The sequence below is a fragment of the Streptomyces sp. NPDC007971 genome (genome assembly GCF_042958635.1).
In the GTDB taxonomy this organism is placed as follows: domain Bacteria; phylum Actinomycetota; class Actinomycetes; order Streptomycetales; family Streptomycetaceae; genus Streptomyces.
This window is the reverse complement of sequence record NZ_JBIBJK010000001.1, coordinates 234,101-250,812: the sequence shown is the minus strand read 5'-3', so window position 1 is coordinate 250,812 and position 16,712 is coordinate 234,101. Positions and strand designations below refer to the sequence as shown.

General features: G+C 71.3%; 14 protein-coding genes and 1 pseudogene. 3 read left to right on the top strand and 12 right to left on the bottom strand.

Annotation, left to right across the window (positions count from 1 at the left end; genetic code table 11):
• From ACFZCP_RS01125 to ACFZCP_RS01115, 3 genes and pseudogenes are all read right to left on the bottom strand, one after another.
• A partial coding sequence (locus ACFZCP_RS01125) for a DUF397 domain-containing protein (protein WP_391423673.1) occupies nt 1-112 on the bottom strand: 112 nt, incomplete at its 3' end.
• A gap of 18 nt (nt 113-130) precedes the next feature.
• Nucleotides 131-274, bottom strand: a pseudogene (locus ACFZCP_RS01120) (DUF397 domain-containing protein); the annotation flags it as partial.
• Nucleotides 246-1,109 (bottom strand): Scr1 family TA system antitoxin-like transcriptional regulator, encoded by an 864-nt coding sequence (locus ACFZCP_RS01115; RefSeq protein WP_391422926.1) that lies wholly within the window; start codon nt 1,107-1,109, stop codon nt 246-248. The gene ACFZCP_RS01115 and the pseudogene ACFZCP_RS01120, both read right to left, overlap by 29 nt.
• A 134-nt stretch (nt 1,110-1,243) precedes the next feature.
• On the opposite strand from ACFZCP_RS01115, the gene ACFZCP_RS01110 reads away from it, so the two are divergent.
• On the top strand, nt 1,244-1,933 hold the full coding sequence (locus ACFZCP_RS01110) for an ATP-binding protein (protein WP_391422924.1): 690 nt from the start codon (nt 1,244-1,246) through the stop codon (nt 1,931-1,933).
• Here ACFZCP_RS01110 and ACFZCP_RS01105 read toward each other — a convergent pair.
• The 5 genes from ACFZCP_RS01105 to ACFZCP_RS01085 form a co-directional block, all read right to left on the bottom strand.
• Nucleotides 1,918-5,220 carry a S8 family serine peptidase gene (locus ACFZCP_RS01105; protein ID WP_391422922.1) on the bottom strand — a complete coding sequence of 1,101 codons (3,303 nt, stop codon included), beginning with the start codon at nt 5,218-5,220 and terminating at the stop codon, nt 1,918-1,920. The two genes, ACFZCP_RS01110 and ACFZCP_RS01105, sit on opposite strands and share 16 nt — an antisense overlap.
• A gap of 242 nt (nt 5,221-5,462) precedes the next feature.
• Nucleotides 5,463-6,146 (bottom strand): ATP-binding cassette domain-containing protein, encoded by a 684-nt coding sequence (locus ACFZCP_RS01100; RefSeq protein ID WP_391422920.1) that lies wholly within the window; start codon nt 6,144-6,146, stop codon nt 5,463-5,465.
• A 150-nt stretch (nt 6,147-6,296) separates the two neighbouring features.
• On the bottom strand, nt 6,297-7,742 hold the full coding sequence (locus tag ACFZCP_RS01095) for an ABC transporter permease (protein WP_391422918.1): 1,446 nt from the start codon (nt 7,740-7,742) through the stop codon (nt 6,297-6,299).
• Between the two features lie 131 nt (nt 7,743-7,873).
• Nucleotides 7,874-9,121 carry an Ig-like domain-containing protein gene (locus ACFZCP_RS01090; protein ID WP_391422916.1) on the bottom strand — a complete coding sequence of 416 codons (1,248 nt, stop codon included), beginning with the start codon at nt 9,119-9,121 and terminating at the stop codon, nt 7,874-7,876.
• Between the two features lie 221 nt (nt 9,122-9,342).
• Complete coding sequence (locus ACFZCP_RS01085; protein ID WP_391422914.1) at nt 9,343-9,690, bottom strand: hypothetical protein; 348 nt, start codon at nt 9,688-9,690, stop codon at nt 9,343-9,345.
• A 110-nt stretch (nt 9,691-9,800) separates the two neighbouring features.
• Here ACFZCP_RS01085 and ACFZCP_RS01080 point away from each other — a divergent pair, with 110 nt between their 5' ends.
• A complete protein-coding gene (locus ACFZCP_RS01080; RefSeq protein ID WP_362688473.1) occupies nt 9,801-10,169 on the top strand; it encodes a hypothetical protein in 369 nt (122 codons plus the stop codon).
• A gap of 202 nt (nt 10,170-10,371) precedes the next feature.
• Here the strand turns inward: ACFZCP_RS01080 and hutH are convergent, their stop codons facing one another.
• From hutH to ACFZCP_RS01065, 3 genes are all read right to left on the bottom strand, one after another.
• Complete coding sequence (hutH, locus tag ACFZCP_RS01075; RefSeq protein ID WP_391423671.1) at nt 10,372-11,910, bottom strand: histidine ammonia-lyase; 1,539 nt, start codon at nt 11,908-11,910, stop codon at nt 10,372-10,374.
• A gap of 86 nt (nt 11,911-11,996) precedes the next feature.
• Entirely contained in the window at nt 11,997-13,151 is a 1,155-nt protein-coding gene (locus ACFZCP_RS01070; protein WP_391422912.1) for a diguanylate cyclase domain-containing protein, read from the bottom strand.
• A gap of 582 nt (nt 13,152-13,733) precedes the next feature.
• Nucleotides 13,734-14,528: an enoyl-CoA hydratase-related protein gene (locus ACFZCP_RS01065; RefSeq protein ID WP_362688479.1), complete on the bottom strand. Its 795-nt coding sequence runs from the start codon at nt 14,526-14,528 to the stop codon at nt 13,734-13,736.
• Nucleotides 14,529-14,743: 215 nt separating this feature from the next.
• Between ACFZCP_RS01065 and ACFZCP_RS01060 the strand changes: the two genes are divergently transcribed.
• Nucleotides 14,744-15,352, top strand: coding sequence for a hypothetical protein (locus ACFZCP_RS01060; protein ID WP_391422909.1), 609 nt, complete (start codon nt 14,744-14,746; stop codon nt 15,350-15,352).
• A gap of 39 nt (nt 15,353-15,391) precedes the next feature.
• On the opposite strand, the gene ACFZCP_RS01055 is transcribed toward ACFZCP_RS01060, so the two are convergent.
• A complete protein-coding gene (locus ACFZCP_RS01055) occupies nt 15,392-16,516 on the bottom strand; it encodes an adenylate/guanylate cyclase domain-containing protein (protein WP_391422907.1) in 1,125 nt (374 codons plus the stop codon).
• Nucleotides 16,517-16,712: the final 196 nt, after the last annotated feature.

The following is a 16,712-nucleotide window of genomic DNA, read 5'->3' as shown; positions in this document are numbered from 1 at the left end:
GCCAGAGGGCGGCACCGGGAAAGCCGCCCGCCACTTCGACACAGTTGCCGCCGTCACCGTTGCTGTAGCTCGACTTGCGCCAGAGGGCGGCACCGGGAAAGCCGCCCGCCACTTCGACACAGTTGCCGCCGTCACCGTTGCTGTAGCTCGACTTGCGCCAGAGGGCGGCACCGGGGAAATCGCCCGCCACTTCGACGCAGTCTCCGCCGTCACCGTTGCTGTAGCTGCTCTTGAACCAGAGTGCGTCACTCAAGTCGATCCGGTTGCTTGGCATTTCGGTAATCCTCTGCGGCTGCCTTGATCATGGCCAGGGACGTGACTGGTGACAGTGCGACGGCCCTGAGCCGATCGTATGCCTTGTGGTACTGCTTCACGAGGGCCGGATCGTCGATGGTGTCCCCGCTGTAGGACGCCTCGGTGTAGATCAGCGGCGGAGCGTCCGGGAAGGTCATGACCTTGATGGAGGCGGCCATCAGGGGATACGCGCCGCACTTCCGCGGAACGATCTGCGGAGTGATCCGGCGCCGCTCCGCCAGCTCCACGATCCGGGCGAGCTGCGCGGTCATCTCCTCCGGCGGCACGATGGGGTCGGTGACCAGCGACTCGTGCAGGATGGCCCAGTACTCCGGGACGGAGTGGTCGTCCTCGAAGAGTTGTGCGCGGCCGAGCCGGGCCCGCACCTTCTCCTCCACCCAGTCGTCGGAGGCCGACGGGTGAGCGGATCGCACCAGCGCCCGAGCGTACGGAGCGGTCTGCAGCAGTCCGGGGAAGGTGCTGGGGCACCACTCCTCGATGGACTCCGCATGCCTCTCCGCCTCCAGGATCTTCTCGAAGTACGCGGCATGCGGCCCCCTCCGCGCCCTCCGCACATCCTCGCAATGCCGCTCGAAGAACCCGTCGGTGTCCAGTACCTGATCGACATGCCGCGCCAGATCCAGCGGCATCCGCCGCTCCCCGCGCTCGATGTCGCTGAGATGCGACTTGCCGTAGAAGCTCCCTTCGAGCAGCGCCTCCAGGGACAGCCCCGCCGCCTCCCGCTTCCACCTCAGCTCCTTGCCGTAGAAGGTCGGGACGCTCGTCGAGCCGTCGATGTCCTTGCGCCGTGCCATGAACCCACCGCCGTAACTCGCCCTGCCGTTTCCGCTGTTCCCGTCGCGGACGCGAAACGTCTTCCACGGTAGCGAGCCCGACGACAGCCTGTGAGATGTTCGTCACACACCGCACAGAAAGCCGCGCACACCTCATGGCCGACCGCTCCCCCACCGCTTTCGACGTGACCCTCTGCGTCGAGGAACTCCGCTCAGCCCTCGCCCTGCACGACATCGCCCTGCCCTCTCTCCGCAGCAACCTGTCGGGCTTCGCCGGTACGTATGCGCCATCCGCCGGGCTCGTCGCGCTCGGGAACTGCACCCCGGCCACCGCGAGCGCCCTCGCCGCGGCGCTCAGGCGGACGGCGGGCCGAGCGATGACGCCCCGCGCCGAACCCTTCGACCTCTCCCTGCTCGCGATCCCCAAGGCCGTGCCCGAGCTGCGCCGGCACCTGCGTGACCACGACTTCGACGTCCGCCTGTGCGCGACGGAGTTGCTCACGAACGTCATCGATCACCTCGGCGAAGGGACGCCCGTGACGGTCCGGGTCATGCGCACAGGTCACGGCCGCACCCGGATCGAGGTCACCGACCCCGACCCGCGCGCCCTGCCGGTCCTCCTCCAGGCCTCCGCCGCCCATGAGTCCGGCCGTGGCCTTGCCCTCGTCGGCGCGCTCGCCGAGCGGTGGGGCGTGGTCCCGGAGGCAGACCGCAAAACGGTCTGGTGCGAGCTGGTCACCGGGCCCGGGCAGACGGACGGCCCGCCGGAAGCACCAGCTTCCGACGGGCCGCTCGATACCGATTACCGGTCTATTCGGCTACCTACGGCTCACTTGCCGAAGTAGGCGTTGTAGATCGTGATCGTCGACGTGTTGCCCGACTTGTCGGCGATCTCGGCGCGGAAGGAGATGCCCTTGCCCTTCGCCGGGTTCCTGACGGTGATCTTTCCGCCGCGGACGTCGACCTTCTTGAAGGTCCTGCCGTCGTAGGAGACGTAGACGGACAGGGACTTCAGGTTGCGGCCCGCGGCCGAACCCTCCACGGTGACCGGGAAGGTGGCCTTCCGGCCCGCCTCGACCCGGCTGTCCAGGCCGGTCCTGGCGCCGAAGTGCAGGGCGGAGGCAGGAAGCTTGGCCATACCGCCGGCCGGCTTCCTGGAGCGGAAGGTCCAGGCCGCGTCGATCCGCGTGGAGGCGTTCGCGACCCGGGCGGAGCGCTTGACCGAGGTGGTCAGCCGGTAGGCGGCGTCACCGGCCGGGACCTTGAAGACCTTGTCGCCGACCAGCGGGTCGTCGTTGGAGCCGACCTTGGTGCCGTTGCGGTACAGGGTCGTGGTCACCGAGGACAACGTCGAGTACCCGACGTTCCCGGCACCGTCGGCGAACAGGGGCAGCGTGCCGTAGACGGTGTTGCCCTCCCGGAACAGGCCGAGCTGGGCATCGACCAGCGGGGCGAAGACCGCGGTGTTGATGGTCCTCGTGTAGGTCCTGCCCGCCGTGAAGGACTGCGCACCGACCGAGTACGCGGAGTCGGCGACCGGGAAGCCGTCCTGGTCCACCGCGCCGTCCTGCTCGAACTCCAGGCTCCACTTCACACCGCCCCTGGCGGACAGGTGCAGGGTGCGGGTGCCGGGCAGCTTCTGCGGGATGCTGATGCCGGAGGCGCCGGAGCTGCCGGGCAGCCAGCCCGAGGCGGTGACGGAGCCCGTCTTGCCGCTCGCGGCGGCACCGAGCCGGGCCTTGACGGTGGCCAGGTCACTCGCCCTGTAGTGCTTGGTGTAGCCGGTGGCGAGCTGCTTGACCGGGCCGCCGGCGGTGACGTCGTACTGCTCGGTCGCGCCCTTGGTCCAGTGGCCGTCCCACTGCTGGAACAGCGCGCCCGGGGGCAGCGCGGGGCCCAGGTGGGCGGTGCGGAAGTTCTTGTAGGTGTCGAGGAACCAGCCGTAGCCGTACTGGTTGCCGTCGATCGTGACGTCCCACTCCGGAGAGGCGAACCGGGACTTCAGGCCCGTGGCCGGGACGGTGACGTCCACCGGCCTGGCCTTGCGCGCGTCGATGGTGATCGTCTGCTTCTTGCCGACGGTCAGCTTCGGCTGGGCGATCCAGTCGATGCCCTTGGTGGCGTCCCGCGGGTCCCGGAACACGGCGGTGTTGAGGATGTACGTGCCCTTGGGCGCGCGCGCCCTCACCGTGCCGGACTTGTCGTAGGGGGTCAGCTCCTGGCCGGTGGCGAGGCCCGCCACACCGCTGAGGTCGGCGTTGTAGTACGGAGCCGGCTTGCCGTCACGGCCGATGAACTTCAGCGTGACGTCGTACGACTCCACCTCGCGCTGCACCGCGGCGGCCGTGCGGACGGTCTGCCCGCCGCCGGTCGCGGTCACGTAGGCGGAGTAGGCGCCGTCGACGGTGCCGCCGAGCCTGGTGTCGGCCGTGAGGCCGACGGAGGCCTTGCCGTGGGCCGGGACCGTCACCGTGGTCGCGCCGGTCTTGAAGAAGCCCGCCGGGGCGGCCTGGCCCCTGGGGTCGGTGGCGGTGCTGGTCAGGCTGAGCGTGACGGCCTTGTCCCCGAGGTTGCGGTACGTCAGCTGCTTGGTGACCGGGGTGTCGTCGGTGTGCGGCCACTGCTGCACACCGAAGCTGACCGAGACCGGGTCGGCGATCACGGACTGCTTGAACGCCTTGTCCACCGCGATCCGGCCCGATCCCTGCTGGAACGGCGTGTAGTTGCCGCCCTTGGCGGAGCCGGTGAGCGCGCCCTTCAGCTCGGCGTAGCCCCAGTCGGGGTGCTCCTGCTTGAGGATGGCGGCGGCGCCCGCGACGTGCGGGGTGGCCATCGAGGTGCCGTCGAGGGTCAGATAGCCGTCGGGCTTCTCGCCGAGTTCCCGGTCGATGACGCTGCCCTTGGCCGCGGCGGCGGTGATGCTCACTCCGGGCGCGGTGACGTCCGGCTTGATGGCACCGTCGCCGACGCGCGGGCCGGTGGAGGAGAAGTCCGCCAGCTTGTCCTTCTTGTCGACGGCGCCGACGGTGAGCGCGGCGTCCGCGCTGCCGGGCGAACTGATCGACCGGGGGCCGTCGTTGCCCGCGGCGATCGCGAACAGGACGCCCTTCTCGGCGGAGAGCTTGTCGACCTCGGCCTCCAGCGGGTCGGTCCCGGGGGTGTCGGCGGCGCCGAGGCTCAGGTTGATCACGGAGGCGCCCCGGGAGGCCGCCCACTCCATGCCGGCGAGGATGCCGGAGTCGTCACCGGAGCCGGTGTCGTCCAGGACCTTGCCGTTGAGGAGCTTGGCGTCCGGGGCGACGCCCTTGTACTTGCCGCCCGACTTGGCGCCGGTGCCCGCCACGATGGAGGCGACGTGCGTGCCGTGGCCGAAGTGGTCCTTGGCGTCGGCCGCGGCGGTGAAGTTCCTGGACTCGATCACCTGGTCCTTGAGGTCCGGGTGGGTGGTGTCCACCCCCGTGTCCAGGACGGCGACCTTGACGCCCTTGCCGGTGTAGCCGGCCGCCCAGGCCGTCGGGGCGCCGATCTGGGGCACGGACTTGTCGAGCGAGGCCTTGCGGACGCCGTCGAGCCAGACGTGGGCGATGCCCGAGGCGGCGCCTTCCCCGTGGGTGACGGCGTTCCACAGGCCGGCGGTGTCCTTGGCCGGCGTCTGCACGGCGTCCGCGTTCAGCGCGGGAAGGCTGCGGCGCAGACGGCCCGCGTCCCGGACGCCGGCCTTGGCGGCCGCGGCGGTGCCGCGGTAGCCGACGATGACCTTCAGGCCGTTCTTCTGGGCCTTGCGGGTGGCGGCCTTGCTCAGCTCGGTGATGTCGAACAGGCGCTGGTCCAGAGTGCCGGAGGCGACCAGGTGGGCCGCGTCCGCGGGGATGACGAGCGTGTGCCCGCCGGACCTGCGGACCTGGAAGGGTATGTTCTCCCGTCCCTCGGCCCGCTGCAGGCCGACGACGCGGCCCTTGCCGTCGAGGGCGACACGGTCGCCGGTGATCAGGGTGACGTGGTGCTCGGCGGTGCGCGAGGAGGCGGCGGCCGGGACGTGCCGGCCGGGCTTCGCCGACGCGGGGCTGGTCATACCCGCTGCGAGGGCGACGGCTGCGGCGGTGGCGACGGAGGCCGCAGCTGCTCTTTTCACTTGTCTGCGCAAGATCTCCCCCTGGAGATGGAGTACCGGGCGAATTCCCCATTCACCCGGCGGGGGGCCGTCCCGTACATCTGCACGTCGGCCCCCCGGATGCCGAAGTATGCCGGGGGGTGATCTGACGGCTCAATAGACGAGAGGACGGTGAGAAAGCGCTGCCAGGAACTGTTACGTGCCGGGTGGGACACCGTTACAGAACCGCGAAGTCCCTCGTCTACGAACGGTGTTATACGCCCTCAGGCGCCCGCGTTCTCCTTCACGGTGATCCGGCCCTTTCGGATGGTGGCCACGCGCGGGGCCTTCTTCGCGATCGCGGAGTCGTGGGTGACCATGACGAAGGTCAGCCCGTGCTCCTTCCACAGACGTTCGAGCACGTCCATGATCTCGACGCGCATGCCCTCGTCGAGGTTGCCGGTCGGCTCGTCGGCGAGGAGGACCTTGGGCCGCTTGACCAGCGCGCGGGCTATGGCGACGCGCTGCTGCTGGCCTCCGGACATCTCGGAGGGCAGATGGGACAGGCGTTCGCCGAGGCCGACGGACTTCAGCGCCTCGGCGGCGAGTTCGCGCCGTTCCTTCACCTTGATACCGAGGGGGACGAGAGCGGCTTCCACGTTCTCCTGGGCGGTGAGCGTGGGGATGAGATTGAAGGACTGGAAGACGAAGCCGATGTTCTCGCTGCGGACCTTCGTCAGACGGGCCTCGGAGAGTTTGGCCAGATCGATTCCGTCGAGGACGACTTCGCCCGAGGTCGGCCGGTCGAGGCCGCCGAGCATGTGCAGCAGCGTCGACTTTCCGCCGCCGGTGGGGCCCTGGATGACGAGCCTGTCGCCGTCGCCGATGGTCAGGTCGACGCCGTCCAGGGCGCGGACGGTGTCCTTGCCCCTGGTGTAGTGCTTGGTCACGTTTCTGAGGTCGTACATGGTGGCTCCTGGGTGGGGTCTGCGGTGATGTGCGTCGTTCGCGGCTGCCGCTGAGTGGGGGGCCGGTCGCGGCCCGCGCGGCGGAGCCGCACATCGGCACAGCCCCGCGCCCCTTGAGTCGGCCTGCTCAGCCTTGCCGTCAAGTGGCCCCTACTCCACGCGCCTGAGCGCATCGGCCGGGCGCAGCCGCGACGCCCGCCAGCCGCCGAACGCGCCGGCGATCAGGCCGCCGGCCACGGCGAGGCCCACCGCGAGGGCGATCGTCGTCACGCTGACGGGGGCCGTGAGGGCGACCTCCAGGGTCTTGGCCGCGCGGCGGCCGGGGCCGCCGAAGCCACCGCCGCCGAAGCCACCGCCACCGCCACCGGAACCGCCGCCCAGCTGTGCCTGCAGCGTGGGGCTGACGGCCGTGACGGCGTACGCACCCGCGAGGCCGAGCGCGATGCCGAGGGCGCCGCCGACCAGGCCGTTGACGACGGCCTCGCCGACCACCTGCCGGGTCACCCGGCCCGACTTCCAGCCCAGGGCCTTCAGCGTGCCGAACTCGCGCACCCGGCGCGTGACCGCGGAGGAGGTGAGCAGACCGGCGACCAGGAACGCGGCCACGAGCACCGCGACGGACAGCCACGTGCCGACCTTGGTGGCGAGGGAGGAGGCGGTGGACAGGGAGCCCGAGACCGTCTTGGCGAGGTCGGAGGAGGTGGTGACCGTCGTTCCCGAGACGTTCTTCTGGATCGCGCCCTTGACGGTGTCGATCTGCTGGGAGTCGGCCGCCTTGACGTAGATCGTGGTGACCTTGTTCTTCTCGTCCGCGAGGGTCTGGGCCCGCTGGAGCGGGATGTACAGGTTGGCGGCCGAGTCGCCGCTGTCGGCGGTGGCGATGCCGATCACCGTGAACCTGGTGCCCTTGACGGTGACGGTCGAGCCGACCTTGTACTTCTTCTCCTTGGCGTAGGCCGAGTCGGCCACGGCCACCGCGGCGTTCGTCTCGGTCGCCTTGAAGCCACGGCCGCCGGTGATCTTCGAGGAGGTCAGCGGGCCGAGCGCGGACTTGGTGACGTCCGTGCCGAAGACGGTGTACTGGTTGAGATCGAAGTCCGCGCCGCCGCCCCGCACCTCACCCTGCGGCTGGCCGCTGCCGCCGCCCCGCCGGGATCCGCCGCCCCCGTTCTGCTGGAACTGCCCGCGGGTGAACTGCCCGCTGACCTTGAACACGTTGAGGCTCAGCCCGCCCACGGCCGACGAGACGCCCTTCTGGGCCGCGACCTTCGTGACAGTGGAGGAGCCCAGGGTGGTGAAGCCCTGCACCATGACGCGGTCGCTGCTCTGGGTGGACTTGTCCTCGTTGCCCCGCGCGTCGAACCGGAAGCGGGGCCGGTCGGAGCCGCTCGTGGCGGGCGCCTGCGCCTTGGTGACGGTCATGTCCGTGCCCAGGCCGTACAGCGACTGGAGCACCTCGTCCTGAGCCTTGCCCATGCCGTTGGACACGGAGCTGACCACGATGACGAGGGCGATACCCAGCGCGAGACCGGAGGCGACGACGAGGGCCGCCTTTCTACGGCGGCGCAGTTCGCGCCTCAGGTAGGTGAAGAACATGCCCGCAAGGTAGGGACGGACCCTGATGACTCGATAAGGCGGCCATAAAAGAAGCATGAGAAGGCCGTGGCCGCCCGCAAGACACCGATGCCGCCCCTGGGGGCGGCATCGGGTGAGCTGTGAACAGGCTGTCAGGCGACCGATCCGGCCTTCCACTGGGCCCAGTCCATGTTCCAGCCGTTGAGGCCGTTGTCCGGGGAGACGGTCTTGTCGCCGGTGTTCTGGACGACCACGACGTCACCGATCAGCGAGTTGTTGAAGAACCACGCGGCCGGCATGTTCGAATCGCCCGCGCCCTTCTTGTCCTGCAGGCCGACGCAGCCGTGGCTGGTGTTGACGCTGCCGAACACGGACGGGGCACCCCAGTAGTTGCCGTGGATGAAGGTGCCGGAGCCGGTCAGGCGCATGGCGTGCGGCACGTCCTTGATGTCGTACTCGCCCTTGCCGTCGTCGTCGGTGAAGCCGACCGTCGCGCCGTTCATGCGGGTCTGCTTGAACTTCTCCGAGATCACCATCTGTCCCTCGTACGTGGTGTGCTCGGGGGAGCCGGCGGAGATCGGGATCGTCTTGACGACCTTGCCGTCCCGCGTGACCTTCATCTGCTTGGTCTTCGCGTCGACGTAGGAGACCTGGTTGCGGCCGATGTGGAAGGTGACCGTCTTCTGCTGCACGCCGTAGACGCCGGAGGCACCCTGGACACCGTCGAGCGCCAGCTTCAGCGTGACGGTGGAGCCTTCCTTCCAGTAGCTCTCGGGACGGCAGTCCATGCGGTTGGCGTTGAACCAGTGGCAGACGACCTCCTGGCCGCTGCTGGAGGTGACCGTGACGCCCTTCTGGACGGCGGCCTTGTTGGTGATCGCCTTGTCGAAGTTGATCGACACGGGCATGCCCACGCCGACCGTGGCGCCGTTGTCCGGGGTGAAGGTGCCTATGAAGCTGTTGGCCGGGGCGACCGTGGTGAAGGAAGCGTTCTCGTGGGCCACACGGCCCTCGGAGTCCTTGGCCTCGGCGGCGACCTTGTAGGTGGTCGACCGCTCCAGCTGGGCGGTGGGCTTCCAGCTGGTCCTGTCGGCGGACAGGGCGCCCGCGACGGCCTTGCCGTCCGCGGTGGTCATGGTCACGCCGGTGAGGGTGCCCTTGGAGACCTGGACGGCGGCCGAGTTGTTGATGGAGGCGTTGTTGGAGCCGTCCTTGGGCGTGATCGTGATCTGGGCCGCGGACGACTTCTTGGCCGCCGCCGCATCGGCTTTGGCCTGGGATGTGTTGTCGCCGGCGGCCTTGGCGTCGTCGCCGCCGCCGGAGCATCCGGTGAGTGCCAGCACACCGCCGAGCAGTGCGGACGCGACCGTCAGGCCCTTGCGCCGCTTACTGTCCGTCATCACACGCTTCTCCATCGTTGCCGAATTCGTGAAAGCCCGAGCCCCCCGCAGGAAATCATCAACGCTACGGGCGACCCACCCGTTTCCACAGGTCCGTGGATGTGGGGCATCCCACGTCCGCCCGCGAGCGGAGTGGCATGGAAGTCGCCCGTGCGCCCCCCTGGGACGACGAAGCCCCGGACGGCGGGTGCCGTCCGGGGCATGGGGTACCCCCGGAACGCTCAGCCGATGCCGACCTCTTCCTCGTCGTCGTCCGCCCCATCATCCTCGTCCAGCTCCCAGTCGGGCGAGTCCGGGTCGTACTCGATGTGCTCGCTGGACCAGGAGGCCTGCTGGAGCTCCACTCCGGGCACCTCCCTGACCAGGTCGAACGGATCCACCAGATAGGCAAGGGCCTCCGCGGTGTCGTCCGTCACACCCCCTTCGGCCTGGTCCCGCTCCTCCGGCGGCAGGTCCGGATCACCGGCGAGCCGGCGCAGCGCGGCCTTGGTGACCTGGTCCTCGTCCTGCACCTCCAGGACCAGTTCCACCCGAAGCCGCACAAACCGTGATGTCTCTTCAGCGTTCATGCCGGGAGAGTAAGGCCGAAACCTCCCGTGACTTTCCTGTGACCCGCGACTTTCACTAACATCGCCCCACACGGCCAATTCGCCAGCGCCACAAGGGGGATCGATATTCCGTGTCATCCGCTCGCCGTTCGCTGCTGACCGCCACCGCCGCAGGGACCCTGCTGTGCGCGTTGTGGTTCGTCCCCTCCGCCAACGCCTCGCAGGACGGCCCGGCGAGAACGGCGACGCAGGCCGGTCCGGCCACCACGGCGACGCAGGTCGGCCGGCAGGCCCGGGCGATGTCCGAGGCGACCACCGAGGCCGCGCAGGACACCGCACAGGCCGCGCAGAACACGGCCGAGGCCGCGCAGGACAGCACCGAACTCGCCGACACCGGCAGCTTCGACACCACGCCGTACGTCATCGGCGGCAGCGCGTTCCTCGCCGTCGGCGCCGGGTTCGTGGTGTATTCGGTGCGCCGCGAACGACTCGGATTCTGATTCCCCGCCAGGTCTTCGGCCCGGCACCCCACCACCCGCGGTCCGCCCCAGAAGAGATCTCCGGGAGTGCGGCCGTGCGCCAAGGCGCCCGCCGCCGAACCGAAGTGGGGCGAGGACGCCGCGAGGGGCCCCGTCCCATGGGACGGGGCCCCTCGCCGTCGGACCGGACGGCCGCCCGCCACCGGGGCGGGCAGCCTGCTCGTTACCGCAGCGGGCCGGTGACCGTCTCCACGGCGGCGACGAGGTGCCCCCCGCGCACGAACGCGTCGGCGGCGGCCAGGTCGGGCGCCAGGAAACGGTCCGGGCCAGGGCCCTGCACACCGGCCGCGCGCACGGCGTCGATCACGGCCTGCGTGGCGGGCGCCGGGGCCAGGCCCTCGCGCAGCTCGACGGCGCGGGTGGCGGCGTAGAGCTCGACGGCGATGATCCGGGTGAGGTTGTCGACGGCGGTGCGCAGCTTGCGCGCGGCCGACCAGCCCATGGACACGTGGTCCTCCTGCATGGCGGAGGACGGGATGGAGTCCGCGGAGGCCGGTACGGCCAGCCGCTTCATCTCGCTGACCAGGGCGGCCTGCGTGTACTGGGCGATCATGAGCCCGGAGTCCACGCCGGCGTCGTCGGCGAGGAACGGCGGCAGCCCGTGGCTGCGGTTCTTGTCCAGCAGCCGGTCGGTGCGGCGCTCGGCGATGGAGCCGAGGTCCGCGGCGGCGATGGCGAGGAAGTCCAGGACGTAGGCGACCGGGGCGCCGTGGAAGTTGCCGTTGGACTCGACGCGGCCGTCGGGCAGGACGACGGGGTTGTCGACGGCGGAGGCGAGTTCCCGCTCGGCGACGAGGCGGGCGTGCGCGAGGGTGTCGCGTCCGGCACCGGCGACCTGCGGGGCGCAGCGCACCGAGTAGGCGTCCTGGACGCGGGGGGCGTCGTCCTGGTGGTGCCCGGTGAGCTGGGAGTCCTTGAGGACGGCGAGCATGTTGGCGGCGGAGGCGCCCTGGCCCGGGTGGGGGCGGATGGCGTGCAGCTCGGGCGCGAGCACCTTGTCCGTGCCGAGCAGCGCCTCCAGGCTGAGGGCGGCGGTGACGTCGGCGGACTTGTACAGGGTGTCCAGGTCGGCCAGGGCCATGACCAGCATGCCGAGCATGCCGTCGGTGCCGTTCAGGAGGGCCAGGCCCTCCTTCTCGCGCAGCTCGACGGGCTGGATCCCGTGCTCGGCGAGCAGTTCGCCGGCGGGGCGGACGCTGCCGTCGGGCCCTTCCGCGTCCCCCTCTCCCATGAGGGCGAGGGCGCAGTGGGACAGCGGGGCCAGGTCGCCGGAGCAGCCGAGGGAGCCGTACTCGTGCACGACCGGCGTGATCCCGGCGTTCAGCACGTCGGCCATGGTCTGCGCGACCTCGGGCCGCACACCCGTGTGCCCGGAGCAGACGGTCTTGAGCCGCAGGAACATCAGGGCCCGGACGACCTCGCGCTCGACCCGCGGGCCCATGCCGGCGGCGTGCGAACGGACGATGTTGCGCTGCAGCTGGGCGCGCAGTTCCTGACTGATGTGCCGGCTCGCCAGGGCTCCGAAACCGGTGGAGACGCCGTAGACCGGGTCCGGCTTCGCCGCCAGGGCGTCCACGATCTCCCGGGCCGCCGCGAGAGCCGCCACCGCCTCGGCCGACAGCTCGACCCGGGCGCCGCCGCGGGCCACGGCGAGAACGTCGGACGCCGTGACACCGGACGTCCCCACCACCACAGTGTGCATATCCATATTCAGGAGCGTACGCATTGAATGCGTTGATGTCACTAGTGGAGACGAGGACTGCCCCTTACCGAACCGTGTGCATCACCTCACGGCCCGCGGCCCCGGAAACGCCGGCGCTCCGCGTGCGCGGGCGAGGGTTCGAGCGGGGACTCGTCCGCCAGCCGTACGACAGGATCATCGGGCCCCTCCCGCCCGGCCACCACGGGACGGTCCGCGCGTACGGCCTTGGCCCGGTACTGCGCCGCGTCGGCCAGCCGGAACAGCCGCCGGGCGCCCCGCACCGGCCCGATCGGGTCCTCGGTCGAGGCGACCCCGCAGGCCACCCCCTCCCCCAGCTCCAACTCCGCGGCGCGGCGGCACAGTTCGTCCGCCGCCTTCACCACGTCGTCGGCGGACGGCCCCACCGCCAGCAGGCAGAACTCGTCCCCGCCGAGCCGTGCGACGAGCGCACCCGGCACCATCGCCCCGCACAGCGACAGCACCGACCCGAACCGCTCCAGCAACCGGTCCCCCACGGCATGCCCGAGGGTGTCGTTGACCCTCTTGAGCCCGTTGAGGTCGCAGACGACGAGACTGACGACCGCCCCGTCCGCGCGGTGCCGTTCGACGGCCTCGTCCAGGCGCACGTCCACGGCACGGCGGTTGGCCAGGCCCGTGAGGGCGTCGGTGTACGCGAGCCGGCGGGCCTCCTCCAGCCGCTCGGTCTGCGCGAGCCCGGCGGCGACGACGGCCGCCAGGACGGTGGCGAAGTCGGCGTCCGCCCGCGCGAACACGGGCACACCGACCGCACGGGCGACGTACAACTCGCCCCAGGCCCGCCCGTGCAGCACCACGGGAGCGACCAGACAGCAACCGCGGCCCCGGCGACGCAGCGCGGCCACACGGTGATGGAAGTAGCCGGGGGTGCCGGCCGCCGTGCCCTCGGCGGTCTCCACCCACGCGGTGGGTCCGCCCCCGCCCGCCCACCGCTCGTGCAGGAACTCGGTGATCTCCGGGAACTGGTGCACGGGATAGGCCTCGGACTCCGGGAACTCCTCCTCGTCCGGACGGCGTTCCCCGACGTTCACGAGGACCCGCAGCCGGCCGAGCTCGCGCTCCCACACCGACAGCGCGGCGAAGCTGCCGTCCAGCGCCCCGCATGCACCGAGCGCGGCGGCCCGCCAGGAGTCCTGCGGCGTCCGGGCCGCCGCCATCCCCTGGGCCAGCGCCACCACGGCGGCAAGCCGCTTGTCCTCACCCATTACCCCAGATTAGGTAGGAAAGCCGATAAATGGTGGGGTTGATGGGGCGATCAGGTGGCCGGGGTGGTGCGGGGTGGTTGTGGTGCCGCCCGGGGGCTGCCGCCCCCTGTCCCCTGCCCCTGGATCCGGTGGGTACGGATCATCGTCGGCCACCCGCCCGGTGGGGGCCGACTGGATCCGGTGGGTGCGGACCGTCGTCGGCATCCCGCCCGGTGGGGGCCGATCGCGCAGTTCCCCGCGCCCCTGGGGGGTTGCGGGGCAGGTGGCTGACAGGCGCACCCAGGGAGCCGTCCCTCAGGCGGCCGACATGCGCACACCCAGGGGGTTGCAGGACAGGCGGCTGGCATGCGCGCCACCGCGGAGCCGCCGCACAGGTGGCCGATACGCGCCACCCCGCGACGCCACTCCTCAGCCGGCCGACACACGCACCCCCACGACGCCACCCCGCAGGCAGCTGGCGCACGCCCACGCGACTCCGCCCCGCAGGTAGCCGGCAGGACCGCCGACGCCCCCCTCAGGCGGCCGGCACACGTACCCCGGTGGGGATGCAGGTGCGCCGCGGCAGGGGGTGCAGGGCGGGTGTCACTCTCCGGGCCACTCCGGCTTGCGCTTCTCGTTGAAGGCTGCGACGCCCTCCGCACGGTCGCCCGAGAAGGCCACCGACCGCCATGCCGCGTCCTCGACCTCCAGCCCGGCCCGCAGATCCAGCCCGTGCCCGAGCCGCAGCGCCCGCTTCGCCGCCCGCAGCCCCACCGGCGAGTTCCCGGCGATCCGCGCCCCCAGCGCCAGTGCCTCCTCGCGGTCCTGCCCCTCCTCCACCAGGTGGTCCACCAGCCCCAGCTCGGCGGCCTCCGCCGCCTCCACCCGGCGCGCGGAGAAGATCAGCTCGGCCGCCCGCGCGGCCCCCACCCGCCGCGGCAGCAGCTGCGTACCGCCACCTCCCGGGATCACCCCCACGGACACCTCCGGCAGCCCCACCACCGCCGTACGGTCCGCCACGATCAGGTCGCAGGACAGGGCGAGTTCAAAGCCACCGCCCAGCGCATAGCCGTGCACCGACGCGATCGTCGGCATCGGCAGCTCCAGCACGCCGGTGTACGCCCCCCGCGCCATGGGCCGCTGCCGCACCAGCTCCGCGTCGCTGAGCGAGTTCCGCTCCTTCAGATCGGCGCCGACACAGAACGCCCGTTCATGGGAGGAGGTCACCACGACCACCCGCGCGTCCCGGTCGGCGCCGAGCGACTCGCAGGCGGCTGCGATCGAGCGGGCCATCCCGGTCGAGACGGCGTTCATGGCCTTCGGCCGGTCCAGCACCAGCTCCGCCACGTGCCCGTGCCGCCGTACCAGCACGAACTCCCCGAACCGCTCCTCGCTCATGACACCCTCCGGTTAACGCGGGTTAACTCACTGTCGGCCCGATCATCGCAGCCGTACCCCGCCCCGGGAAAGGGCCCCCGGAAAGAGCCGATCCCGCCCGGTGTTCTACGCCCGTTCGAGTGACATCCCGGCCGTCTCACCCCACACCGCCCACAGGAGCGCATAGCGTGCGCACCGCCACGGCGCGCCCCGGGCGCGCGGCGGGGAGGGAACTCATGACACCGATACGAACGCAGTCCCGTGCGCCGGAAGCGGACCGACAACCGGAAGCGGACCGGCAAGGGGAGCCACTGGCCACCCTCCGCCGCGGCCGCCACCGCAAGCCCCGCCCCCGCAGGATCCTGCTGGCCGCCGGCGGTCTCGCCCTCGCCGCCGGAGTCCTCAGCCTCGTCCGCGTGGCCCCGGACCCCGGGGTCGGCACCCCCGGCACCGCGGAGGCCGAGCCCCGCCTGGACCCGACCGGCAGCGCCACACCCACCACGCCCCGCGCCCACGCCGCTGCCACCCCTCGCCCCACGTCCACATCCGTCATGGGCGGAGCGGGCGCCGCACCGCTGCACACGACCACGACAGCCCCCGCGGCCCGGCCCACCCCCACCACACTCCCCGGCAGCCCGGGCGTGCCCACGACCATCCCCACCGGGTCCCCGACCACGGCACCCGCCACACCGCGCACGCCCACCCGCCCCCCGAGCCACCCCACCACCGCACCCGCGCCCACACCCACAGGCACGCCCAAGCCCAAGCCCAGGCCCAAGCCCGTACCGGCGCCGGGCGGGAACATGTGCGTACCGGTGATAGGCCTGTGCGTGGACCTGCCGTAGACCTCAGGCCGACCGTAGATCTCAGGCTGGCCGCAGACCTCAGGCCTGGCCGTCGCGGCGCGCGAGCAGCCACGGCTCGACCACACCGAGCCCGCGGACCGGCCGCTGCCACATCGGCTGGAGCGCGAAGCGGTACACGGGCGGCTCCTCGCCCTCCTTCTCCGCGGCGACCGCGGCCTCGGCCGCTTCCGCCTCCGAGGCGGGGGCCTCGCCACTGCGGATCAGCTCCTCCGCGAAGGCGCTGTCCACGAGCACGGCATCACGTGGGGCTATCGACGTCAGCCGGGAGGCGAGGTTCACCGTGGTACCGAAGACATCACCCATACGGGTGGTCACCGTGCCGAAGGCCATGCCCACCCGCAGCTCGGGCATCGTCTCGTCGTTCGCCATCGTCTCGACCAGACGCAGGGCGATGTCCGCAGCGATGCCCGCGTCGTCGGCGGCGTACAGCACCTCGTCGCCGAGGGTCTTGATGAGCCGCCCGCCCCGCGCGGCCACCAGGTCGGCGGCAGTGGTCTCGAAGGCCTCGACGAGCTCGCCCAGCTCCTCCTCCTCCATCCGCCGGGTCAGCCGCGTGAACCCGACGAGGTCGGCGAAACCCACGGCAAGCCGCCGGTCGACCATCTCCTCGTCGTCCCCGGTCTGCACGACACGACCGGCCGAGGCGGCGAGCTGGCGGCGCCACACATAGACCAGGAACTCCTCCAGCTCGGGCAGGAGCAGCTCGACGATCGGATACGTCACCTCGGTGCGGGTCATGCCCGGCTCGGGCGGCTCGGTCAGCCCCTCCAGAAAGGAATCGATCTGCCATTCCGCCAGACGGGCGGTGGTCTGCCCCGTGGACCGGGCGACCTGCACCGCCATGGCCTCGCTGAGCAGCCCCGCCTCGACCAGACCGGCAAGGCGCCGCAGGGCCAGCACGTCGGCCTCGGTGAGCGCCTTGGCCTGCCCGATGTCGGCAAAGCCCATGGCCCGCCAGAACCGCGACGCCAGTTCCATGGAGACACCGGCGCTGCGGGCCGCCTGGAAAGGGGTGTAGCGCCGCTCGGCGCCGAGGATGAGCTGTTCGAGACGCAGGGCGAGCGGGTCCTCGCCGGAGTCGGCGGCGTGGGGGTCCACCCGGCCGTCCGCGTCCGCGCCGGAACCCGTGTCGTCGACGCTCACGCCTGCTGCCCTTCCGATCTGCCACGGTCAGGTATCGACCGGCCTCAACTCTACGGCAGGTGTGCGCCAGCTCACTCCGTCGGGTTCGGCAAGGAGCAGGTCAGCTCACCCGCCCCGGTCTGGACCACGCCCCGACCAGACGGTACGCCCCGCACCCGCCGACGGCGGGAAGGGGACGGGCCGCGGCGGTTGGCGT